This is a genomic window from Nicoliella sp. ESL1113 (assembly GCF_058509245.1).
Genome location: NZ_CP196387.1, coordinates 724,204 through 748,852, shown reverse-complemented (window position 1 = coordinate 748,852; position 24,649 = coordinate 724,204). Strand labels below are relative to the sequence as shown.

Annotated in this window: 21 protein-coding genes; 1 reads left to right on the top strand and 20 read right to left on the bottom strand. The window is 38.5% G+C overall.

Annotated features, from left to right (window positions below; all coding sequences use genetic code 11):
• Positions 1 to 17: 17 nt before the first annotated feature.
• The 3 genes from ACSYTJ_RS03245 to prmA are packed head-to-tail and all read right to left on the bottom strand — an operon-like array spanning position 18 to position 3,887.
• A complete protein-coding gene (locus tag ACSYTJ_RS03245) occupies positions 18 to 2,246 on the bottom strand; it encodes a RelA/SpoT family protein (protein ID WP_491716193.1) in 2,229 nt (742 codons plus the stop codon).
• 14 nt (positions 2,247 to 2,260) lie between these two features.
• Positions 2,261 to 3,001 (bottom strand): RsmE family RNA methyltransferase, encoded by a 741-nt coding sequence (locus tag ACSYTJ_RS03240; protein WP_491720107.1) that lies wholly within the window; start codon positions 2,999 to 3,001, stop codon positions 2,261 to 2,263.
• Between the two features lie 4 nt (positions 3,002 to 3,005).
• Positions 3,006 to 3,887: a 50S ribosomal protein L11 methyltransferase gene (gene prmA, locus ACSYTJ_RS03235; protein WP_491716191.1), complete on the bottom strand. Its 882-nt coding sequence runs from the start codon at positions 3,885 to 3,887 to the stop codon at positions 3,006 to 3,008.
• 212 nt (positions 3,888 to 4,099) lie between these two features.
• Here prmA and ACSYTJ_RS03230 point away from each other — a divergent pair, with 212 nt between their 5' ends.
• Entirely contained in the window at positions 4,100 to 5,083 is a 984-nt protein-coding gene (locus ACSYTJ_RS03230; protein ID WP_491720106.1) for a LacI family DNA-binding transcriptional regulator, read from the top strand.
• A gap of 40 nt (positions 5,084 to 5,123) precedes the next feature.
• Here ACSYTJ_RS03230 and ACSYTJ_RS03225 read toward each other — a convergent pair whose 3' ends face one another.
• The 17 genes from ACSYTJ_RS03225 to rimP form a co-directional block, all read right to left on the bottom strand.
• Positions 5,124 to 5,882, bottom strand: a complete 759-nt coding sequence (locus ACSYTJ_RS03225) for a DUF6198 family protein (protein ID WP_491716189.1) — start codon at positions 5,880 to 5,882, stop codon at positions 5,124 to 5,126.
• 192 nt (positions 5,883 to 6,074) lie between these two features.
• Positions 6,075 to 8,363: a bifunctional glycosyltransferase/CDP-glycerol:glycerophosphate glycerophosphotransferase gene (locus tag ACSYTJ_RS03220; protein WP_491720105.1), complete on the bottom strand. Its 2,289-nt coding sequence runs from the start codon at positions 8,361 to 8,363 to the stop codon at positions 6,075 to 6,077.
• Positions 8,364 to 8,378: 15 nt separating this feature from the next.
• Positions 8,379 to 9,347, bottom strand: coding sequence for a hypothetical protein (locus tag ACSYTJ_RS03215; RefSeq protein ID WP_491720104.1), 969 nt, complete (start codon positions 9,345 to 9,347; stop codon positions 8,379 to 8,381).
• 122 nt (positions 9,348 to 9,469) lie between these two features.
• Entirely contained in the window at positions 9,470 to 10,732 is a 1,263-nt protein-coding gene (locus ACSYTJ_RS03210; RefSeq protein ID WP_491720103.1) for a uracil-xanthine permease family protein, read from the bottom strand.
• 152 nt (positions 10,733 to 10,884) lie between these two features.
• A complete protein-coding gene (gene lepA / locus ACSYTJ_RS03205) occupies positions 10,885 to 12,726 on the bottom strand; it encodes a translation elongation factor 4 (RefSeq protein ID WP_491720102.1) in 1,842 nt (613 codons plus the stop codon).
• A 118-nt stretch (positions 12,727 to 12,844) separates the two neighbouring features.
• Entirely contained in the window at positions 12,845 to 14,032 is a 1,188-nt protein-coding gene (gene dnaJ, locus ACSYTJ_RS03200) for a molecular chaperone DnaJ (protein WP_491720101.1), read from the bottom strand.
• Positions 14,033 to 14,153: 121 nt separating this feature from the next.
• The gene (dnaK, locus tag ACSYTJ_RS03195) at positions 14,154 to 16,019 is read right to left on the bottom strand and encodes a molecular chaperone DnaK (protein ID WP_491720100.1); all 1,866 of its coding nucleotides are present in this window, start codon (positions 16,017 to 16,019) and stop codon (positions 14,154 to 14,156) included.
• Positions 16,020 to 16,065: 46 nt separating this feature from the next.
• Positions 16,066 to 16,629: a nucleotide exchange factor GrpE gene (gene grpE / locus ACSYTJ_RS03190; protein WP_491716182.1), complete on the bottom strand. Its 564-nt coding sequence runs from the start codon at positions 16,627 to 16,629 to the stop codon at positions 16,066 to 16,068.
• A 19-nt stretch (positions 16,630 to 16,648) separates the two neighbouring features.
• Complete coding sequence (gene hrcA / locus ACSYTJ_RS03185) at positions 16,649 to 17,686, bottom strand: heat-inducible transcriptional repressor HrcA (RefSeq protein ID WP_491720099.1); 1,038 nt, start codon at positions 17,684 to 17,686, stop codon at positions 16,649 to 16,651.
• Positions 17,687 to 17,779: 93 nt separating this feature from the next.
• Positions 17,780 to 18,715, bottom strand: coding sequence for a riboflavin biosynthesis protein RibF (gene ribF / locus ACSYTJ_RS03180; RefSeq protein ID WP_491720098.1), 936 nt, complete (start codon positions 18,713 to 18,715; stop codon positions 17,780 to 17,782).
• A gap of 9 nt (positions 18,716 to 18,724) precedes the next feature.
• Positions 18,725 to 19,636, bottom strand: coding sequence for a tRNA pseudouridine(55) synthase TruB (gene truB / locus ACSYTJ_RS03175; RefSeq protein ID WP_491720097.1), 912 nt, complete (start codon positions 19,634 to 19,636; stop codon positions 18,725 to 18,727).
• 90 nt (positions 19,637 to 19,726) lie between these two features.
• A complete protein-coding gene (rbfA, locus tag ACSYTJ_RS03170; protein ID WP_491716178.1) occupies positions 19,727 to 20,083 on the bottom strand; it encodes a 30S ribosome-binding factor RbfA in 357 nt (118 codons plus the stop codon).
• 19 nt (positions 20,084 to 20,102) lie between these two features.
• A complete protein-coding gene (gene infB / locus ACSYTJ_RS03165; RefSeq protein ID WP_491720096.1) occupies positions 20,103 to 22,409 on the bottom strand; it encodes a translation initiation factor IF-2 in 2,307 nt (768 codons plus the stop codon).
• Positions 22,410 to 22,423: 14 nt separating this feature from the next.
• Positions 22,424 to 22,726, bottom strand: coding sequence for a L7Ae/L30e/S12e/Gadd45 family ribosomal protein (locus ACSYTJ_RS03160; RefSeq protein ID WP_491716176.1), 303 nt, complete (start codon positions 22,724 to 22,726; stop codon positions 22,424 to 22,426).
• Complete coding sequence (gene rnpM / locus ACSYTJ_RS03155; RefSeq protein WP_491716175.1) at positions 22,719 to 23,015, bottom strand: RNase P modulator RnpM; 297 nt, start codon at positions 23,013 to 23,015, stop codon at positions 22,719 to 22,721. The genes ACSYTJ_RS03160 and rnpM overlap by 8 nt, the downstream gene beginning before the upstream one ends.
• A 20-nt stretch (positions 23,016 to 23,035) precedes the next feature.
• The gene (gene nusA / locus ACSYTJ_RS03150) at positions 23,036 to 24,133 is read right to left on the bottom strand and encodes a transcription termination factor NusA (protein ID WP_491716174.1); all 1,098 of its coding nucleotides are present in this window, start codon (positions 24,131 to 24,133) and stop codon (positions 23,036 to 23,038) included.
• A 17-nt stretch (positions 24,134 to 24,150) separates the two neighbouring features.
• On the bottom strand, positions 24,151 to 24,627 hold the full coding sequence (rimP, locus tag ACSYTJ_RS03145; protein ID WP_491716173.1) for a ribosome maturation factor RimP: 477 nt from the start codon (positions 24,625 to 24,627) through the stop codon (positions 24,151 to 24,153).
• Positions 24,628 to 24,649 lie beyond the last annotated feature (22 nt).

The following is a 24,649-nucleotide window of genomic DNA, read 5'->3' as shown; positions in this document are numbered from 1 at the left end:
CCCCCCTTATTTCAATCCTACTTAAATGGTCTTTTTACTACATACACGTCACGAATGTTTTTAATGTGATCAATTATCAAATTAAGTTGATTAAGGTTTTTGACCCCAATACTAACTGAAACCGTGACGTTTTTTTCATTGTGAATTTTACCTTGAACAGAAGTTAACCGCTTTGAGATGCTGTTAATCATTCTGATGATATCATTCAATAATCCGTTTCGATTATAACCCTCAATACTGATATTAGCGGTGTATTCCTCACGTTGATTCAATTCATCAGCCCAGTGAACACTAATTAAACGTTCACCAGTTGATAGATAATCTTTAACATTTGGGCAATCAGAGCGATGAACAGAAATCCCATTTCCCTGAGTAATATAACCAACAATATCATCCCCAGGAACTGGCGAACAACAATGGCTGAGCCGCACCAGTAGGTTAGAAACCCCCTCTACGACAATTCCATCAATTGAAGTGGTCTTTTTCTTTGGTTTCTTATCCTCATTTTGAATCGTCTGATGATCTTCTAAGATGCCACGTTGTTCTGCTTCTTGGCGTTCTAATTCCTGGGCTTCTCTGATGTGACTGGTCAAACGATGTGAAATGGTATTGACCTGCAGATCACCAAACCCAACTGCAGCGTACAAATCATCAGCGTTTTTGTAATCAAGTCGTTTAGCCGCCTTGATAACATTACTAGCTTCCAAGACCTGATTTACATTAAATCCAGCTTCTTTAATATTATTAGCTAGCATTTCGCGACCGGCTTCCACCATCTTATCATGGTCACGCTTTCTAAAGTACTGTTTGATTTTATGCCGCGCCTTACTAGTCGATACTAATTTAATCCAGTCCCGACTAGGTCCCGCAGAAGTTGGCGAGGTCATAATTTCAACCAGGTCACTATTTTTGATTCGATAATCAAGGGGCACGATTTTACCATTTACCCGCGCACCAGTCGTGTGGTTACCAATATCGGTATGGATCGTATACGCCATATCAAGTGGCCCAGCACCCTTAGGCAGCTCTAAAACATCACCATTCGGGGTAAATGCATAGACATGATCACCAAACAATTCTCCCTTGACGCTTTGCATAAAGTCAGATGCGTCGTCAGTATCTTCTTGAAGCTCAATGATCTTTTTGAACCAATTTAACTTAGTATTATCGGCACTACTTTTAACTTCGCTTTTAATTCCTTCCTTGTAAGCCCAGTGAGCAGCAACCCCATATTCAGCAACCCGATGCATTTCAGCAGTACGGATTTGAATTTCAAGCAACTTCCCCTCAGGACCAATCAAAGTCGTATGCAAAGATTGATACATATTGGCCTTTGGCATTGCAATGTAGTCTTTAAAACGCCCTGGCATTGGTTTCCACTTCGTATGGACCGCTCCTAAAACCGCATAACAATCCTTAACTGATTCAACAATTACCCGAATCGCAAAAAGATCATAAATCTCTTCAAACTTTTTATGCTTATTATGCATCTTTTTATAAATTGAGTAGAGATGCTTAGGGCGACCATAAATTGCATCAACCTTAATATCCATCCCCTTCAATGAGTCTTTAACCTCTTGTAACGCCTTATTGATATAGTCAACTCGTTCTTTGCGTTTAGAATTCATCGAGTTCACAATCTGATAGTATTGACCAGGATTAATGTAGCGCAACGAAAGATCTTCTAGTTCCCACTTAATCGTCCCAATCCCCAACCGATCAGCCAGTGGCGCATAGATTTCAATCGTTTCGTCTGCAATCCGACGCTGTTTTTCTGGTTTTAAGTGGTTCAAGGTCCGCATATTATGCAACCGATCAGCCAGCTTCACGATCATTACCCGAATATCCTTACACATCGCAAGTAATAGTTTCCGATGGTTTTCGGCTAGTTGTTCCCGATGTGACTTGTACTTGATTTTACTGAGCTTGGTTACGCCATCAACAATTAAAGCCACATCTTTACCAAATAGTTCTTGAATATCACTTAGTTCGACACCTGTATCCTCTACGACATCATGCAAGAATCCAGCGCTGACCGTTTCAGCATCCATGTTCAAATCAGCCAGGATGCCAGCTACTTGAACGGGGTGCACAATATATGCTTCTCCTGATTGCCGCTTTTGACCCGCATGAGCAATCGTAGCAAATTTAAGTGCCTTTTTTACCATTTCAACGTCTTTTGGTTGCATATAAGTATTAACTTTATTGATTACATCATTTGCTTCTAGAACTTTAAATTGCGACATCTAAGTTCCCCCCTTTAACTTAATTCAGAAAATGCTGAAATTGCTGATAGCAAATATAACGGTGCAGTTTCAGTTCTTAATATTCTAGGGCCTAACCCAACTTGTTTTACATTAGCAGTTTTTAATAATTCGATTTCTTGTGGTGAAATCCCACCTTCAGGGCCAAATACAGCAATAATGGAATCCCCACTTTCCATTTGATCGATCGTACGACGAAGCATTGAGCCCTCACCAGATTTGGCAGATTCTTCATAAGCAACGATTTTTTGATCATATTGACCAGCAACGATATCGCTTAAGCTATCCTGATATTCAACGATTGGGACTTTATTACGATGTGATTGTTCAGCAGCACTAAGCGCAATCGTGTTCAAGCGTGCTAATTTTTTATCGATTCGATTTCCCTGCCACTTAGCGATCGACCAATCGCCAGCAAAAAATATTACCCGATCAACCCCCAGTTCAGTGGCTTTGCGCACCATCCAATCGGCTTTGTCATTTTTGGCAACTCCACAAGCGATCGTAACGGAAAACGGTAGTTCCGCATTAAAATTCTTTTGACTAATCACCTTAATCATTGGTTGATCTGCAGATTGAAATAATTCCCCAATAAATACTTTTTGAGAATTATCCACAAATTCTGCTTGCGTTCCATCCACCGCCCGCATTACCTTTAACCAGTGCTTTTTGATCGTTGCTGGCAGTTCGATCGTTTGACCAACTGTGATTGGTTGCTCTAAAAAATAATGTTGCATTAAATTACTCCTCTTCTAATGGTTTCATAGCAATGATTCCACGCCAATCATCAATTGACATCGTCTCACTAATCACAAATCCATTATTAGTCAGAGTAGTTAAGATTAATGATAGCTTATCGTTAATGATTCCAGATATCACCATTTTACCACCTGGTTTTAAGCAATTGATTGCCTGGGGAATCAAGGGAACAATAACATCGCTAAGCATGTTTGCAGCGATAATGTCGACAACATCATTAACACCGTTCAACATATCGTTAGCACTAACGGATACATCCCTTGCAATCGGATTCAAGCGAATGTTTTCTAATGCAGACTGAACTGCAATATCATCAAGATCGAACGCCTTAACGCTACCGACCCCCATTAACTTAGCGGCAATGCTTAAGACCCCAGAACCAGTTCCAACGTCCAGCATGGATTCTCCACCACGAATGACAGTCTCTAATCCCTGTAAAGTTAAAATCGTGGTAGGATGCGTACCGGTTCCAAATGCGCGCCCTGGGTTTAGCCTAATGATCAATTCATTGGCGCTTTGCGGTTGATAGTCCTCCCAATCTGGAACGACGGTTAAAAAACGAGTTAGCCTAGTGGGATGGTAATATTTTTCCCAAGTCAATGCCCATGAATCATCATTAACTGGCTTTAGACCAATTTCTGCTGGTTTTGGATCTAATCCAAAATCAGTTAGCTGATTGATACGTAACTGTAGTTCTGGAATCAACTCATTAATTTTAATGCGTTCATTAAAATAAGCATTAATGATAACGACTTTATTATTATCATCAACTTGAATTCCGCTTGCCCCAGATTCCATTAACATATTGTTAATCGCTTCAACAGCTTCATTATTAGTCTTTACCGTTAATTCTTGCCATTCCATTGAAACTCCTCATTTCCATTACGGTCAATTCCTTAAATCACAACCTTATAAAGCAATCCCTTGTTTAATCAATAACAATTTAAAGTCTAAGTATAATCATTTTAATAACCGTTTATATTTGTTATTAATAATAATCAAATTTTAAATAAAAGGCAAACGGATAATCGAATATGATAAGATTATAATATTAATTAAAGGGGGAATTTCCGAGCATGCCAAAGCGTACTACACTTCAAAACATTGCTGATTTAACAGGATTTTCCAAGTCGACTGTCTCAAGAGCACTCAACCATGATCCCAAAATTTCACAACAAACTAGCAGGCTCATCCAAAAAATTGCCAAGCGCAACAATTACCATCCCAACCTAGTAGCCAAAAGTATTAAAACTCACCATACCAAAATAATTGGGATTATTGTTCCAACCTTTGACAATCAATTCTTTTCTAGGATCTTAAATACCATTCAATTATCTGCTGAAGCGGATCAATATCATTTAATGATCAATACCACAAACGAACAACCAGAAAATGAAATCAATGCCGTTAAGGGAATGCTTGATCAGATGGTTGATGGAATTATAGTCGCTAGTACCGGAATGGTTAATAACTATCGAAAGTTAATCGGCGATACCCCAATTGTATTTGTCGATCGCATTGCAAATCAATCCGAAAATCAGTATTTTGATAATGTATTAGTGGACAATATTAACGGTAGTTATAACATTGTTCAACAAATGCTGCAAAATGGTGCAGAACGAATTGGTATCATTGGGAATGCCCTATTCAAAAACAAATCAAATCGCATTATTGGCTATCAAAAAGCGCTTTTAGATCATCAAATCAAATTGGATGCCGATATTATTAAATATGGCCAACAAGATGGAAATGACATTGCCCAACTAGCAAGTCAATTATTGGTCAACCAAGCATGTGATGGCATTTTTGCAACGGATAACACCATCTTAAGGGCGGTTTTAAAACAAATTGCAGTCCATAACGTTACAAATATTCAAGTCGGTACATTTGATGACAATCCGTACTTGTCATTGCTTAATATTCCAATTGTGGCAAACCACCAACCAGCTTCTAAAATGGGATTCACTGCATATCAAATGCTAATGGACCAAATCAACCATCAAGATCAACATCAAGTTCACCATATTAAACTCAAAACTAGCATTAAAAATTACATTTAAAAAAGAACATCCAAATTGGATGTTCTTTTTATTTAATCAATTATTTTTCTGATTCACCAACAGTACCAACATCAATGGCTTGGTGCTTAAGAGATGGAAAGACCTTCTTATCTGAAATTCCAGTAATACTACCTTGGAACAAGAATGCAAAGACAGTTCCCAATCCAAAGTTAGCAAACTTAACCAAAAGTGGCCCTGGGGTAATCAATGCAGCGATAATTGCCATGATAGTAGGTGGGATGTAAGATACCCACATCGCCTTAGTAGCGCTACCATTACAATATTTAAAACGTAAGATTTGCATTAAATCATCAGCCGGATGTAAAGCAATATTAACTCGTTGATAGATTGAAATTGCTAATCCAATAAATGCAACCCCTAGGAAGTTAAGGAAAATGTAGAAAATCGTCATTCCGATTCCATGCGCAACGGGGAAAATCTTAGTAAAGATGTTTGAGAATAATTGAATCAAAAGCGAGAATGGTCCTAAGAAACAAATATTTCCAATTAGACGGTTCCAACTCCACTTTCCAACTAATATCATGTTCAAGAAAGTAATAATCAAACCTAATCCAAAGAATGCCCAAAATAAAGCAGTTGGGTTATCAGGTCCCAAAAGAGCCTTTCCTAAGTTACTTTCAGCAGCGGTCCAATAAGCTGAACCTAAGAATGATGGACTAACCTTTGCACTTGAAACCAGGGTTAGAACATTTCCAGCTGAGTTAATGATCAATGAGATAACGAAATAAATAATTGCGCTAGTCATTGAAATCGTTCTAGTCGAACGTCCAGAAGCCATAATTTAATCACCCATCCTAATTTGTGAATATTTAATCTAACTATTAAATACATATTTACTTAATTAATTAAATGTAAATATGGAATTACAACAATCATTGTGAAATTCATAACAAAATAAATTATATAACATTTGCTCAAAAAAGCAAGCCTTTTTCATGACTTTTTTGAATTAAGTAACCGTTTTCATTATTTATTGTTTAGAATTATTCAATAGGACTTCTACGACTTTTTCAGCAGCATGCCCAGTTTCCCAAGCATCAAAGCGTTGCACAAATGATTGATACCTTTGTGCATATCGTTGCTGAATTTGATCGATATTTTGAATTGCATCAATTACTTCATCATTGGTCTTAAGCAATGGACCAGGTAAATCTTTTTGCATATTAAGGTAAAAACCATGAAGAACTTTCGCATAGTTATCATAATCATACACAAAATATAAAATTGGTCGCTTCAAAATCGAATAATCAAAGAATACACTTGAATAATCAGTGATTAAAATATCAGATACTAAATATAATTCTGAGACATCTTGATAATTAGACTCATTGTAGACAAAATCACCAAACGTAGTCGTATCGATGCGATCTGTGATGAAGTAATGGGTCCTTAGAATCATTACATAGTCATCACCAAAGTTCTCGCGTAATTTAGCAACGTTCAACTTAAGCTGGAACTTATATTCATTTCCACTGGCTCGTTCGTCATCCCGCCATGTTGGTGCGTATAAAATAACCTTTTTATCAAGTGGAATCCCAAGGCGTTGCTTAATTGCTAGTGCTTTTTGATCACGATCTGGAGCATTTAAAATATCATTGCGGGGATATCCTGATTTAATCATCTGACTTTGTGGGTACATGAAGGCATGACTAAATACATCGGCAGAAAATTGGTTCGGTGCAATTAAATAATCCCACTGACGCGATTGTTCATAGAAATTTCGTTTATACATTGGTGTGGCGTTCACCACGTTATCAATATCGAAAACCAACCTTTTTAGTGGTGTACCATGCCAAGTCGATAATAATTTCGTGCCACTTCTTTTTACGAACCAACGAGGTTGTCTTAAATTGAAGACCTGAAATTTAGAAGTTGCTAAATAATACATATACTTAAATCCGAATCGCTTTACGACCAACGTATCTGGCTGATCTGCAATTGCAGCTTTAACCTGTGGTGTTGATGCACTCCAAACATGTTGATACTTACCAGGATAATGTTTTTGAATATATTCATAGATATACTTCGGATTATCTGAGTAGTTTCGTCCTAAAAACGATTCATAAAAAATGACATTCGTTTTAATTGGCATCCGTGTAAAAACATTTTGATATAACAACTTAGTAATCCCACGTCCCCGTTTTTTCAAAAGACGGTGTGCGTTTCTACCAAAGACAATCGAAATCATTAGGCTTCGTGCCAATTTATAATTTTCATTAATAATTGCCAAAATAATCCTTCTGCTAAGGACGTTAACAGTATTTATGGCACGCCGAGCAATTAATTTTAAGTAATCGCTAGCTGAATTTAATGTCCCTAAAACATCCCCGATTGAATCATTTTCAGTTAACAAAGCCTTATAAAAGCGACTATTTATCCTGCCAATCGTATAAACAGAAAAAGCTAATTGAAAACGTTTACTAGTGAGTTGTTGATAACCATCTCGCCATGTTTTAAATAACGACTGCCAACGATTATTACTAACTAATTGGGCGTTTGATGGGTCATTAATCGGATCGTTATGATAGACCATCACGTATTGTGGTTCCGAAATTTCAACCGTACGCTTAGTATAATTCAAAACGTTCATCATAAATTGAACATCAGAATATAATTCATTATTATCATTAAATTTTAAATGATGATCAATTATAAATTGACGACTGATCACCTTTCCAACTAATACGAGCTGAGACCCTAATTTATCATAACGATTGTCATGTGCAAAAATTTTATACTTATTAGTTAACCAATGATCAGCCTTTTTAGATAATCCTAAGTGCTTTAGATTAGCTGAGTTTAAATTAAGGCTGCGCGTTCTGGGCTTACGATTGTTTTTGCCACCCCAATCAGGAAGGAAATCATTTGGACGATGGTTGATTTTTAAGTCCTTAAAAAACGCTGCCTGCGTTTCATAAGTTTTATAATGATTCAAATCAATCAAAGTATCGCTATTTCGTGGTGTCATATGATTCAAGTTCTTAAATGCATTGGGCATTAAAAAGTCATCGGCATCAACAAAAACAACGTAATCACCAATCGCAACATCTAGAGCAGCATTGCGGGCTGCCCCAATTGTTTCGGGTTTGAAAGACACCACCTGAATCGGGAAATGGCTCTCTTGAAAACGATTATCAAAATCATTACATGCAATAATCCATTCAAATTGACTGAAAGTCTGGGATTCCAAGTTTAACCTTAATTCATCTAATTTATCTAAATCTTCGGGTTTACACGGTGTGATGATGCTAAATTTCATAGTGTCATTTCCCTTCTAAAATAATTTTTGAATCGAACCTAAGAGCCCGTTATGCGATACTTTTAATTTAATCTGTTTTTTTAAATCATAAGGCAGCTCGTTAACTGCTGACTTTAGCTTTGCCATTAGCGTTTTACTATCACCTAAATTAGCATGATTTAAAACAATTGAACTATAAAGCGCACTTAATCGATTAACCAATGCTTTGGAATAGTAATTTTTAATTTTTTCATCAAAAATAAGCGCTAGATTATCGATCATTTGTAAAACGGCATTCAATTCCGTATTAACTGAATTAGCACTAAGAACTAAAGTTGGCATGTTTAACTTAAGGTATTCATCATCTTCGATCAAATCGTATAATAATTTAGCCAAAAGTGGTTTTTTGCTTGCTAACTTATCACTATCGATCCGATATAGAACGTTTCGACCACTAAGGTCAACATTATTAAAAAATGTCCGATATCGATAATTGCGGTCATTAATGTAATAACTTTGTAGTCCCAATAAAAGGTTCAATTTCTTTCGCAGCGGAAGGCTCACTAATTCAGTATTTACGTCCACATCAAAGATATGCCTAATCGTATTAATCTTAACATCACTAGTCGATTCCAAAAACGGGTCCAATTGTTCACCAATCGAGCTTTCGTTATCAACAGTGCTTAAAAATAATAGGTTAATTGGGTGTTGGTCTAACGTGTTCTCCCATTGCATTATTGCATCTGGTAATAATGCATCATCAACATGCAAATTAAGCCAATAGGTTTCCCCCTGAGTCGCTAATTCGATATCAGCTGGATCATCATAAACGATGACTGGCAGATTATTAATAAATTCAAATAAGCCAGTATTTAACTGGCCATCATTTTTAATTACAATTGCTAATTCACTTCTATGGTATTGATTAGTTATATTATTCACAAAACTAACTAAATTCTGTTCGTCTAATTGGTCATTAGGCAACAGGTTAATGATAAATTTCATAAAAACCCTCCTAAGTACTATGAAATTTAGTTGATTAACATTAATTATAAAGGAATATAAATCCAACCGCAATTCAAGAAAATAAAAAGGGCTTACCTTAGCAGCCCTAGCTATATTAACTATTATTCTTTAGGAAGGATTAAATTTAAGATAATTCCGATTACAGTTGCTAACCCTAATCCAGTAAATTGAAATTGATTACCGATTTGTAAATAAGCATTCCCCACCCCAATTACCAAAATGATCGATGCGATCATAAGGTTACGCTTGAGATTTAAATCGACTTGTTTTTCAACCATGAGCTTAATCCCACTAGCTGCAATGGTCCCGAATAATAAGAAACTAATTCCCCCAATAACTGGTTTTGGCATCTGCATAATTAACACGTTCAGCTTGTTAACGAACGCAAATAAAATAGCAAAGACGGCGGCCCCCATCAAAACATACACACTATGAACCTTAGTGATGGCCATTACCCCAATGTTTTCACCATAGCTAGTTACAGCAGGTCCTCCTAAAAGCCCAGCTGCAATCGATGCCGCTCCATCACCGGCTAAGGTGCGGTTCAATCCAGGTGATCTGAAATAATCGCGGTGGGTCAATTCATCTAATAACATCAGATGTCCAATATGTTCTGTCATTGTCACGAATGCAATCGGTGCAATTGCAATAATGGCTCCAACGTTTAGATGAAAAGAATAGTTAATAAATGGCAATTCAAACGGTGGCATTTTGAACCACGGGGCATTGGCAATTACACTAATATTAACTAGTCCCAAAAAAATCGAAACTATATAACCACAAACAATGGCTAGTAATACGGGAATCAGGCCTAAGAATCCCTTTAAATACATGTTAAAGAACACTGCTAGTGCAAGGGTAAGAAGAGCAATCCCGAAGAATTTAATATCATAATGATTATTATTCATCATCGCATCATTAGCTGCACTACCCGCCAAAGAAAGCCCAATCACCATAATGATCGGACCGACTACGATCGGCGGCAATAAATGATCGACCCAATCTTTACCAATCATTGCAATCATAGCTGCAACAATCAGATACACGATTCCAACCGTTACCACCCCTTGCGCAATTCCAGGATAGCCTGTCGTTTTCATCAATGAAGCCATAGGAACGATAAATGCAAAACTCGATCCCATATACGCGGGAATCTGGCGTTTGGTGATTAAGATGTGAAGCAGGGTCCCCACCCCGGATGAAAATAGTGCAATGCTCGGACTTAACCCCACTAGTAACGGTACGATTACCGTACTTCCAAACATTGAAAACATGTGTTGTAAGGATAGCCCAACCCATGGGATTAACTTTGGCTTATCATTTACATCTAATACTGCATCATCATCATGAAAATTATTCTTCATTTAAAATTCCTTTCAAAAAAGCCCCCACTAACAGACTAGTTAATGGGGGCTTTAAATAAGTGCTTGATATTCGTACCATCTTCTAGTCTCTCTGGACTAATTAAAGATATTATATTAATAATAGATTACTGTAGTTAACCATAAATGTCAATCTAGTTCGAACCATCGGATTCATCTTCATCGGTCTTTAACACCGCCATGAAGGCTTCTTGTGGGATATCGACCTTTCCAACCGCTTTCATCCGCTTCTTACCGGCCTTTTGCTTTTCCAGTAATTTCATCCGTCTAGTCCGATCACCACCATATAGTTTAGCGGTCACGTCTTTACGGTATGCCTTAACGTTCGTTCTAGCAATCACCTTCGCACCAATCGCGGCTTGAATTGGAATTTCAAAGTTTTGGCGTGGAATGATTGTCTTAAGTTTCCCAACGATTTCACGCGCCCGACTAGAAGCAAACGATCGATGTGAAATAAAACTTAAGGCGTCGACTTGATCACCATTCAGCAAAATATCAATTTTAACTAAATCACTTGGTTGGTAATCATCAACTTCGTAATCCAATGATGCATATCCATGGGTTCCTGATTTTAATTTATCAAAGAAATCAAAAATAATTTCCGAAAGGGGCATATGGTAAATCACATTGACCCGCGTGTCATCAAGGTAATCCATCGTTTCAAATTGCCCCCGTCGTTTTTGACAAAGCTCCATTACCGCCCCCACGTAGTCGTTGGGAACCATAATCGTTGCTTTCACAAACGGTTCTTCAATCTTCTTAATGGCAGAAGCATCTGGCATTTCGAAGGGATTGTGAACATCTACTTCATTGCCATCATTTGTAAATGCGTGGTAGGTAACGGAAGGCGCAGTCGTGATCAAATCAAGGTTAAATTCACGTTCTAGCCGTTCTTGAACTACATCCATATGCAATAACCCTAAAAATCCACAACGGAATCCAAATCCTAACGCTTGCGAATTTTCTGGTTCAAATTCTAGTGAAGCATCGTTTAACTTTAGCTTTTCAAGGGCTTCACGCAGATCGCCAAACTTTGCGTTATCAGTAGGATATAGCCCTGCATACACCATCGGATTCATTTCTCGATAACCAGGAAGGGCCTTATCAGCTGGATTATTGACCAATGTAACGGTATCACCAACTCGGGTTTGATTAATATCCTTAATACTAGCGGTAATGTAGCCCACGTCTCCTGCCATTAAATAATCGCGCTTAACTGGATGCGGAGAGTTGACCCCTACTTCAGTGACTTCATATTGAGTCCCACTATTCATTAATAGGATTTTATCGCCGGTCTTTACAACCCCATCTTCCAAACGAACACTCAATACGACTCCACGATAATCATCATAAACGGAATCGAATACTAACGCTTTTAGTGGGGCATCGATATCACCGCTTGGTGCAGGAATATCATTCACAATTTTTTCAAGTAAATCTGGAACGCCCAACCCTGTTTTGGCACTGGTCAACGCTGCATCAGAAGTATCTAGGCCAATCATGTTTTCGATTTCAGCCTTCACTTCGTCTACTTGTGCAGATGGCAAATCGACCTTATTGATGACTGGGATAATTTCTAAGTCATCATCAAGGGCTAAATAAACATTCGCTAGGGTTTGAGCTTCTACCCCTTGGGTAGCATCAACAACTAACAATGCCCCCTCACAAGCTGCTAGACTTCTTGAAACCTCGTAAGAAAAATCGACGTGCCCAGGTGTATCAATTAAATGAAACTCATAGTCATGACCGTCCTTAGCATGATAGGTCAATTTAACAGCATTCAATTTAATCGTGATTCCACGTTCCCGTTCCAATTCCATATTGTCCAATAGTTGATTCCGCATATCCCGCTTAGCGACCGTATCGGTCAATTCTAGAATTCGATCAGCCAGCGTTGATTTTCCGTGATCAATATGTGCGACAATGGAAAAGTTCCGAATGTATTTTTGGTGTTCCTTCATTTCATTAAGATCCATTTTTTGTCCTGCCTTTTTCTTTTTCGTTACGGTAATTATTTCTCTTAATTATAACAACCACTGACACTGATAACAAATTAGATACAATAAAAGCCAGCGATTGGCTGGCCATTATTAACTATTTCTTATCAAACTTGTCGCGCATTTTATCGAAAAATGATTGATTTTGCGTTACATTGATGTCTTCACCACTAGCATCGGCGAATTCTTTCAACGTTTCTCGTTGCCGTTTATTCAAGTTCCGTGGCGTAACGATATTAACGTTAACCACTTCATCACCACGACCGGCCCCGTTGACGTTTGGAATTCCCTTGCCCCTCAGACGGAAGTTCGTGCCTGTTTGGGTCCCTGCCGGAATCTTTAGGCTGACTTCGCCATCTTCGGTCTTTTGATCATCATTTAAAGCCCGCACTTTAATTTCACACCCCAGTGCGGCTTGGGCAAATGAAATCGTTTGCTTATAGGTAATCCGAGTTCCTTCACGTTGAAAGTGCTTGCTTGGTTTTACTGAGAATAGGATGTATAAGTCCCCGTAAGGACCTCCATTACTTCCTGCATCCCCTTGTTGTTGTAAACGCATCTGTTGGCCGTCATCTACACCAGCTGGCACCGTAACAGCAATTTCATGGGCTTGTTCAGTCTTACCAGCACCATGACAAGTAGGACACTTTTCCTTGATTTCCTTCCCAGTCCCGTGACAAACTGGACATTCCTGTTGACTTCTAATCCGACCGAGCGGCGTATTTTGTTCAACGGTCACATAGCCATTTCCATGACAGTGTTGACAGGTTTGTGGCTTGGTCCCTGGTTTCGCACCATTTCCACCACAGGTCTGACAGGTCGCTTCACGATTATACTTAATCGTTGTCTTCTTACCGAACACGGCTTCATCAAAATTAAGCCCCATTTGGTATTGAAGATCACGTCCCTGCGTTGGTGCATTCGGGTTATGCGCTTGTTGGCCACCCCCACCAAAGAATTGGCTAAAGATGTCTTCGAAGCCACCGCCACCGAAGCCACCAGCGCCACCACCGAAGCCGCCGAAACCACCAGCACCGCCGACTCCACCACCGCCGAAGCCTTGAGGCCCATCTGCTGATCCGTATTGATCGTAGTTCGCCTTTTTATTCTTATCACTCAATACTTCATATGCTTCAGTGATTTGCTTGAATTTAGCTTCCGCATCAGGTGCCTTGTTAACATCTGGATGATACTTTGCTGCTAGCTTCCGATATGCCCGTTTAATATCGCTTTCACTGGCATCATGATCCAGGCCTAACACCTTGTAATAATCTTCTCCAGCCATTATTTTCCTCCTAAGTTCATATCTATTTTTATTTTAAAGGATTCAAACCCCTAAGACAATAAAAAGCCAAAGTCTAATTCAGCGACTTTGACTTTTTATGACAACGAATTAATAACAATTATTATTTGTTATTGTCCTTCTTATCATCATCGTTAACTTCATGGAAGTCACCGTTAACTGTGTTGTCATCACCCTTAGCAGAATCTGAACCAGCATTTGCACCAGCATCAGCGCCACCTTGAGCTTGTTGATTTTGTTGATATAACTTAGTAGCTAATTCTTGAACTTGCTTTTGTAGTTCATCCTTCTTAGCCTTCATGTCATCAAGGTTGTTTTCTTCCTTGGCCTTCTTCAAAGCAGCTTCAGCATCCTTAGTAGCCTTAATTTCGTCTTCGGATACCTTACCTTCAACATCCTTCAAAGTCTTATCAGTTTGGAAGATCAATTGGTCAACTTCATTCTTTAAGTCGACTTCTTCCTTGCGCTTTTCATCAGCATCGGCATTAGCCTTTGCTTCATCCATCATCTTGTTGATTTCGTCATCGGAAAGACCATTGGAATCCTTGATGGTAATCTTTTGGGACTTACCTGTTCCCTTATCCTTAGCGGAAACGTTAACGATTCCGTTCTTATCGATATCGAAAGTAACTTCGATTTGAGGAATTCCACGAGGAGCAGCAGGAATATCAGTTAATTGGAATTGACCAAGCGTCTTGTCGTCAGCAGCCATTGGCCGTTCACCTTGTAAGACGTGGATATCAACAGCTGGTTGGTTATCAGCGGCAGTTGAGAAGACTTGACTCTTTGAAGTTGGAATGGTCGTGTTTCTGTCGATCAACTTAGTGAAGACCCCACCCATGGTTTCAATACCAAGGGAAAGTGGTGTAACATCAAGTAGCACAACATCCTTAACATCACCAGTTAGCACCCCACCTTGAACAGCAGCACCATCGGCAACGGCTTCATCAGGGTTAATAGAGTGGTTTGGTTCCTTGCCAGTCCATTGCTTAACAGCTTCTTGAACGGCTGGAATTCTAGTAGAACCACCATTTAAGATAACGTTATCAATGTCAGAAGTGGATAATCCAGCATCCTTCAATGCATTATCGAATGGGGCCTTAGTCTTTTCAACTAAGTCAGCAGTTAATTCATTGAACTTAGAACGACTTAACTTAGCAGTCAAGTGAAGTGGACCTTCATCACCAGAAGCGATAAATGGAAGGCTGATTTCAGTTTCAGAAACTCCTGAAAGGTCCTTTTTAGCCTTTTCAGCAGCATCCTTTAACCGTTGTAATGCCATCTTATCCTTGGATAAGTCGACTCCATGTTCGCTCTTGAAGCCATCAATTAACCAGTCCATGATCTTCTTATCGAAGTCATCCCCACCTAAGTGAGTATCACCATTAGTAGAAAGGACTTGGAACACACCGTCACCTAATTCAAGAACGGAAACATCAAAGGTCCCACCACCAAGGTCATATACCAATACCTTTTGGTCGTTATCCTTCTTGTTCAAACCATAAGCTAACGCAGCAGCAGTAGGTTCGTTGATAATCCGCTTAACATCTAATCCAGCAATCTTACCAGCATCCTTAGTTGCTTGTCTTTGGGCATCATCAAAGTATGCAGGAACAGTGATAACTGCCTTGTCCACAGTGTCACCAATGTAGTCTTCAGCAAACTTCTTGATGTATTGTAAGATCATTGCAGAAATTTGTTGTGGAGTGTAGCTCTTACCATCAACATCGACTTTGTAATTGCTGTCACCCATGTGGCTCTTGATCGATGAAATCGTGTTCGGGTTAGTGATCATTTGACGCTTTGCAACTTCCCCAACTTGAATTTCACCATCTTTAAATGCAACGACTGAAGGAGTCGTTCTTGAACCTTCTGGATTAGGAATAATCTTTGGTTCGTTACCTTCAAGAACGGCAACTGCTGAATTAGTAGTTCCTAAATCAATTCCAATAATTTTGTTACTAGCCATAATTTAATTTACCTCACTTTTTATTTTTTATTTATTAATTGTTTGTTTATTTTGCAACAACGACCATCGCTGGACGAATCACACGATCAGCTAATTGATAGCCATCTTGTAATACTTTCACAACGTGATCAGTTGGATGAGCATCATCTGCTGGGACCGTTTGAACGGCTTGACAGAAATTCGGATCAAACTTCTTGCCTTCCGCATCAATTTTTTTAATGTTGCTATCACTCAAAGCCTTAGTTAGGTGGTTCGAAACCATTTCAACCCCTTGTTTAAGTTGTTGACCGGCTTTATCATCCACCTTAACTTCAAGGGCTCGGTTTAAATTATCAACGATCGGTAAAATATTAGTTGCAAGCTTTTGGCCATCATACTTCAAGATGGTTGCTTGGTCTTTTTTAGCCCGATTTTGAACGTTTTGCAACTCAGCTGCAGTCCGTAGATACTTATTTTCCATATCATCCAACTGCCGTTTTAAATCAATAATTGCTTTATCAGCTTGTTTGTCTTCAGCATTAGCTTGCTCATCTGCAGCCTTTAACTTCTCTGTTTCAGTAGCTTCCGCAGAATTTTGCTTTTCTTCATCTTGCTTTTTCTTAGATGCCAAACAAAACCCTCCTCTAGATTTATTTGTTTTCTCCATAGTAACCTAACAAACGCTTGGTAAGCTCTTCTCTAAATGCACTGACCAAGGTAATTACCTTCGAATAAGGCATTCGAGTAGGCCCCAACACAGCAATCATTCCCTTACCGTATTGACCAACATCATAGGTCCCTGTAATGACACTATAATTTTTCAATAATTCATTACTCATTTCAGAACCGATCTGAACCGAAACACCATCTTCTGAATTTCCTAAAAATTTAGAAATTTCACCAGATTGATTTAACATCGAATACAGCGGTTTGAGATAACTAACATCGCTTTGATTGGTAAAACTCAATAGGTTCATTTCACCACCAACGTAAAGGCGATCTCTAGTTGCTCTCATAAGGACCTCATCCAAGATGTCAATAAAGCCATTCGGAGAATGCAAGTACTTATTAACTTCCATTGGAATTACAGATTTTAGTTGCTCTAATACCACCGATAATGGCTGGCCAACAAGTCGATCATTAATCAAATTAACGACTGACTCTAGTTGTTCACCGGTAACACCATCGGAAATGCGGAACAATTCAGTTTCCGCATCCCCATTATCAGTTACCAGAATCGCCATAACACGTTGATCACCTAATGCAACCAATCTAAATCCTTTTAGATGCCTACTTTGAGCCTGCTCTGGCTGCAAAGTCAAAGCAGTATAGTTAGTTAAATCAGATAGGATATTAGCAGATTTTTGAACTAGCTCATCGATCTTATGGTAATTTGAATCTAACGCCTTATGAATGATTTCCAAATCACTCATCGTATTGACCTTTGACAATGTCAAATGATCGACGTAATAACGATAACCATTAATCGATGGAATCCGTCCGGAAGATAAGTGGGTTTTTTCAATTAACCCCATATTTTCCAAAACCACCATTTCATTTCTGATCGTAGCAGAACTAACGTGAAACGGAAGTTGATTAACTAATGCTTTAGAACCAACAGGCGTTCCCGATTGAGTATAATCCTGAACGATTCCAGAAAGAATCAATTCTTGACGTTCTGTTAGCATTAATAATCACTCCTTTTTTAGCACTCATATCCTTCAAGTGCTAAGCTACATATATAATTTACCAAAGGAGCGATTATAAGTCAAGAAAGACACTCACAAATCACTTAAAAACTTTTGAGCCGTTTTTTGATCTTGATGCAGCTGATCGATCAAGGCTTCTACCCCGTTGAACTTAACCTCACCGCGCGTCCAATGGAGCCATTCGATATTTACTACTTCACCATAAATATTTTGATCAAAGTTAAATAAATTAATTTCAACGGTAATGGGATGTGAATCACCAAACGTTACGTTACGGCCAATCGAAGCCATCCCATCGTACCATTGATCACCAATTTGCATCCTTACAATGTAGATTCCAATTGCTGGCAACCATTGATATTCGCTATGCTCAACGTTAGCTGTTGGAAATCCCAACTCACGCCCGCGAGCAAATCCATGCACAACAGTTCCCGTAGTAACAAAGGGCCTGCCTAACAACCGATTAACGGTATCAATATGACCATCATCTAGGTTTTGGCGAATCCGAGTAGAACTCACTTTTTTATTGTCAATATCAAAGGATGCAACATCAACCACTTCAAAACGATTCTTTACATATTGAGGTAATAAATTCATATCAGCATTCTTTTTTCCATAAGTATGATCAAAACCAGCAAATACCGCCACTGCATTAAAGCGACAAAGATAATTATCGACGAATTCCTGTGGACTTTGCGCTTGGAATGCATTTGTATAACTAATCTGGAATACGATGTCAACGCCTAAGCGCTCAAAGAGTTCCATTTTATAATCCATCAGCGTTAAGTAACGCTTATCATGCGCGTTTAATTGTTGATATACGATTGATGGATGATGATCATAAGTTAAAACTGCTAATTTAACTCCGCGTTTTTCAGCAATTGATTTTGCTCGATTGATTATTTGCTGATGACCCAAATGGAGCCCATCAAAAAAACCCATTGCAAGCACAACTGGTTCATTCAAATTTAAATCTTTCATTGGATGGTGAATCTTTAAAATTTTCATTGTAAACTCCTAATTGACACTAAACATTTTTAATGGTTTATAAAATCCCTGTTCATGATTGTAATAGTACAACGCCTTAATTTGCTGATTAAACCTTACAGCAATTTCATCATTATCCATATTAATATCTTGGGGACTTAAAAATCCACCATTTTGCACCGTTTTCCACTGGTTCGGGCTCAATTCAATACTTGGATATCCACCCAGTGCATGATCAATTGGATACAAAACATTACTAATGTTGCCATCTTCCATCGCTGCTTTCACTTGACTTAGCGTAACCGATTCATCAATCGTAAAGCCGCCACTCTTAATCCTAGTAAGATCAGACATTACAGCTGGTACCCCTAAGATTTGGCCAACCATAAACGATAAAGTGCGGACATAGGTTCCCTTTCCACAACCTACTTCGAACTTGATTCGCTGAACTTGTTCTTCTTTATCATATTCAATGGGAGCAATAATTTTAAAGTAGTCAATGCGAACGTGCCGCTGGGGCCGTGTTACAGTTTCACCCGCCCGTGCATATTCGTATAAACGGCGACCATTGACTTTTACAGCTGAATACATTGGTGGAATTTGTAACAGTTCAGGTTGAACCAACCGTTGCATCGCCTGATTAATTGATGCTTCTGAAAACGGATCCGTAATTGCCTTCCGTTCAACAACATCACCATCTAAATCCTCGGTAGTCGTTGACATCCCAAGGGTGATTTCTCCTCGATAAACTTTTCCAGAATTCATCAAAAAATCAACCACCTTAGTTGCACTACCGATACAAATTGGTAAAACACCGTCAACGTTTGGATCGAGCGTTCCACTATGTCCAATTTTTTTAGTTTGCAAAATTCCACGTAGTTTTCTGACGCAATCGAAACTAGTCATTCCACGTTGTTTGTTCAATGGGATGATTCCATCCATAATTAACGACTCCCTATCTTTTCTCTAATTAATATTAATTGAAACATAAAAAGAGTAGATAACAAATGATTATTACCTACTCTTTTAAAATTATTTATCTTCGCGTTGTAGTTTATTGATCAATTGATCAATCTTACTCCCGTATTGAATTGAATCATCTAATTCAAAATGAATTTCTGGTGTCTTATAGACGTTTCTTAACCGAGCGCCTAACGCACTTCTAATCATTCCGGTTGCCTTATCCAATCCCTTTTGGGTATTTTCTTCATCACTCTTTTTATCAGAGAGAATGCTGTAAAAAATCGTTGCTTGTTGAAGATCACCAGTGACTTCCACTCCGGTAATTGTAACGCCCTTAACTCTGGGGTCACGTACTTCCTTCAATAACAAATCATTAACTTCTCTTTGAATTTCTTGTTGTAGTCGCCCTACACGATATTGTGCCATAGTATCCTCCTTAATCGAATTATTCGATTGGAACTTCTTTCATAATGTAGGCTTCAATAACATCATTGACCTTAATATCATTATAATTTTCAATTGTAAGCCCACATTCAAAACCTTGTTTAACGCTCTTAGCGTCATCTTTAAAGCGTTTTAAACTGCCAAGTTCGCCATCAAAAATCACAACATTGTCCCTAATTAGCCGTACCTTACTATCACGGTTAATATAACCTGAGATTACCATCCCACCAGCAATTGTTCCGATCTTAGAAGCTTTATAAATTTCTCTCACTTCAACTTGACCAGTAACTTCTTCCTTATATGTGGGTTCTAGCATTCCCTTCATAGCGGATTCCACTTCATCGATTGCATCATAAATCACTTGATGTAAACGAATATCAACGTTATCGCTTTCAGCTTGAGCCTTAGCTTGTGGGGTGGGACGAACACTAAATCCAATAATGATTGCGTTACTTGCCTCTGCTAAGGCCACATCACTTTCATTAATGGCTCCAACTCCGGTATGAATGATATTAACACGCACTCCTTCTACTTCAATCTTTTGAAGGCTAGAAGAAAGTGCTTCAACTGAACCTTGAACATCAGCTTTAATAATAATATCAACTTGCTTCATTTCACCTTCTTTAAGTGAATCGAACAAGTTATCCAATGTAACATGGTTCGTTTGACGACGATCATTTTCTTGAGCTGCTTGAGCCCGTTTTTCTCCAGCAGCACGGGCGGTCTTTTCATCATCAAAGACAATAAACCGATCCCCTGCTTCTGGAACGTCGTTCAATCCAGTAATTCCAACAGGAGTTGATGGGGTGGCTTCCTTCATTTCTTTGTTGTGTTCATTAACCATAGTCCGCACTCGACCAAAGGTATCACCAACTACAATCGGATCCCCAACGTGCATGGTCCCTTGTTGAACTAACAGCGTTGCAACGGTTCCCTTTCCACGATCAAGACGAGCTTCGATTACTGAACCAGCAGCATTTTGCCGTGGATTAGCCTTTAATTCCATCACTTCAGCTTGCAATAGGATCATGTCCAATAATTCATCAACGTTGGTCCCGAATTTAGCTGAAATTTTTACAAAGATGGTATCGCCACCCCAGTCTTCAGGAATTAATCCGTAGTTACTAAGTTGTTCAGTAACGTGATCTGGGTTGGCCCCTGGCTTATCAATCTTATTGATTGCAACGATAATTGGGGTCTTTGCAGCCTTAGCATGGTTGATGGCTTCGATGGTTTGTGGCATTACTCCATCATCAGCAGCAACCACTAAAATCGTAATATCAGTAATATCAGCTCCACGTGCCCGCATGGCAGTAAAAGCAGCATGACCAGGAGTATCCAAGAAAGTAATTGTCTTTTTATCATGCTTAACTTGATAAGCACCAATTCCTTGGGTAATCCCACCAGCTTCACCAGAAGTAATGTGAGAATGTCTCAAGTAATCCAATAGGGTGGTTTTACCATGATCAACGTGTCCCATGATCGTAACCACTGGTGGTCTGTTTTCTTGATAAGCCGTGTTGTGTTCTTCTTCATCAAATAACTTATCAAGATCAGAAACGTTAACTTCTTCTTTTTCCTTGGCTTCAATTCCGTAGTCAGTGGCTAGCAATTCAATGGTTTCATTATCCAATGATTTGTTTTGGTTAACCATAACCCCAAGCATGAATAACTTTTTAACAATTTCAGCAGGTTCTCTGTGAAGGACCTTCCCAATTTCTTGTGCATTCATCCCATCAGTATATTCTAATACCTTTGGAAGTGGATGATCTTTCCGTTTAGGAGCATCGTTATGCTTATGAATTTGGCGAATTCGTTGATTCTTAGTGTATTTACTATTGAAATTGTTATTCCGCTTGTTAAATTTCTTCTTGTTCTTCCGATTATTTTTGTTAAAACCGTTCGAATTATTACTAGCATTATTAGTATTTCGACCAGAACCAGATTGAACGTTATTTCTTTGCCCATTCGAATTATTAGACCGATGGTTATTATTTGACTGACTAGCATTACTATGACTAGGTTTATTATTAATTTGGTGGCCCCCCTGTCTTTTGTCAGCATGGCTATTTTGGTTTCGGTTTTGATTGCCACCATGTTGTTGATTATTTTGTGGTTTAGAATTAGTTCGTGTCGTTGGTTTAGCTGAATTACTCTTTAATGCAGCTCTAATTTGCTTTTCTTGGTTATCATCAATCGTAGACATATGGTTATGAACCGAGATACCCTTACTATTAGCACTGTTAATTAGTTGCTTGCTGGTAACATTGAGCTCTTTAGCTAATTCATAAATACGCTTTTTACCCATATAATCACTATCCTTTAACTATTTTTTATTTCAGAAAGCTTTCTGGCAAAGCCACGATCAGTAATTCCAATCATTGTTCGGGGAGCACCGATTGCATCGCTTAATTCCTGTTTAGAAATAAAGTGATGGTATTCAACCTGATACGAACCCGCTTTGTCAATAAACTTCTTGGTAGATGATTGTCCGGTATCGCTTGCAATAATCAAAAGAGCAACTTGATGCTTTTTAATTGCATTTAAAATAATTGCCTCGCCAGTAACTACCTTACCAGCTCTTTTGGCGATTCCGATTAAATTTAAATATTTTTGATTATTCATTTTCAAATAATTTTTTTCTTGCTTGTTCATGATCAGTATAAGCAATTAAATCATCGTAAAATTGATCATCAACATTAGTGTCAAAAACCTTGTTAAATGTTTTTTTAGCCTTAGCTTGCTTTGCAATTTCTACATCCATTGAGATATAAGCACCGCGCCCGGCTTTTTTACCAGTTTTATCAATGCTTACGTTGCCTTCTTTATCACGGACGATTCTAATCAACTCTTTTTTAGGAGCCATTTCACCCGTGACAATATCTTTACGCATTGGAACCTTTCGACGTCGCATTTGAACCTCCCTACTGATAACTAATCAGCGTTTTCATCATTATCAGGATCTTCAGCAGCAGTGTGATTTTCATAAATATTTTCATCTGCTTCTGATTCTGACTTAATATCAATTTTAAATCCAGTTAACTTAGCAGCTAATCGAGCGTTTTGTCCACGCTTCCCAATTGCTAATGATAATTGATAATCAGGTACAATCACCGTACAAGCTTGATCGTTTTCAGGGTCGAAAATAACATCGACTACTTCAGACGGATTCAAAGCGTTGGCAATGAACTTCGCCTTATCGTCAGTCCATTCAACAATATCCATATTTTCGCCACCAAGTTCATTTACGATTGTTTGAACCCGTTGTCCCTTAGGACCAACAGTGGTTCCAACAGGATCTATATCAGGGTTATTAGAGCGAACAGCTACTTTTGAGCGGTCCCCAGCTTCCCTAGCAATTGAGACAATTTCAACAGTTCCATCGTAGATTTCAGGAACTTCTTGTTCAAATAAACGCTTTAATAGTCCAGGTGCCGTTCTGCTAACAAATACTTGAGGGCCCTTAGAAGCGTTTTCAACCTTAGTAACATATACCTTGATTTTATCTTGTGGTCGATATTCTTCATTTGGCATCTGGTTACTAACAGGCATTACAGCTTCGACCTTGCCAAGATTAATGTACACAAAACGACTATCTGAACGTTCTACTTCTCCAGTAATTAACTCATCTTGGTATTGACTAAATTGATTATAAACCATTTCCCGTTCAGCTTCTCGAACCCGTTGCATAATTACCTGCTTTGCAGTTTGGGCAGCGATGCGACCAAAATTCTTAGGAGTAACTTCGATCTTGATGTCATCACCAACTTCATAACCATGGCTAATTAAAAGGGCATCTTTAATACTATATTCAGTCTGGGCATCTTCAACCACGTCAACAATCTTTTTAACAGCATAGACGTGAATATCACCCTTCTTATTATCAAATTCTACATCTACATTTTGTGATTGACCATAATTACGCTTATAAGCAGAAGTCAAAGCTGCCTCTAAAGCGTCGATAATGGTTTCCTTCTTAATGCCCTTTTCTTTTTCTAAAGCATCAAAAGCACCCAATAATTCTTTACTCATTCCGATTCTCCTTTAAATTAAAACTTAATTGCGAGTCTAACTTTAGCAATTGCTTTTGCAGGAATTGTTAACTCCCTAAAGACACTCATGTCGTTATATTCAATTACTAAATCGTTTTCTTCTGTAACTCCCTTTAAAGTCCCTTCGTATACCTTATTTTGCTTAATTGGATAATACAATGAAACGTTAATATAGCTACCAATTGCTTCTTCAATCTCTTTTGCATTTCTCAAGGGGCGTTCTGCGCCGGGAGATGATACTTCTAAATAATAAGCTTGTGGGATTGGATCAGGATCCATTGCATCTAATTCTTCACCTAATTGATCGCTAATGATTGCACAATCTTCAATCGTAATACCGTTAGGTTTATCAATATAAACCCGTAAATACCACTTTTGGCTTTCTTTAACGTATTCAATATCGAACAATTCAAAATGATGTTCATTTAAAATCGGTGTTAAGATATCTTTCACAATCTCAGGAACGTTACTCAATTTGTATGCATACCTCCTATTA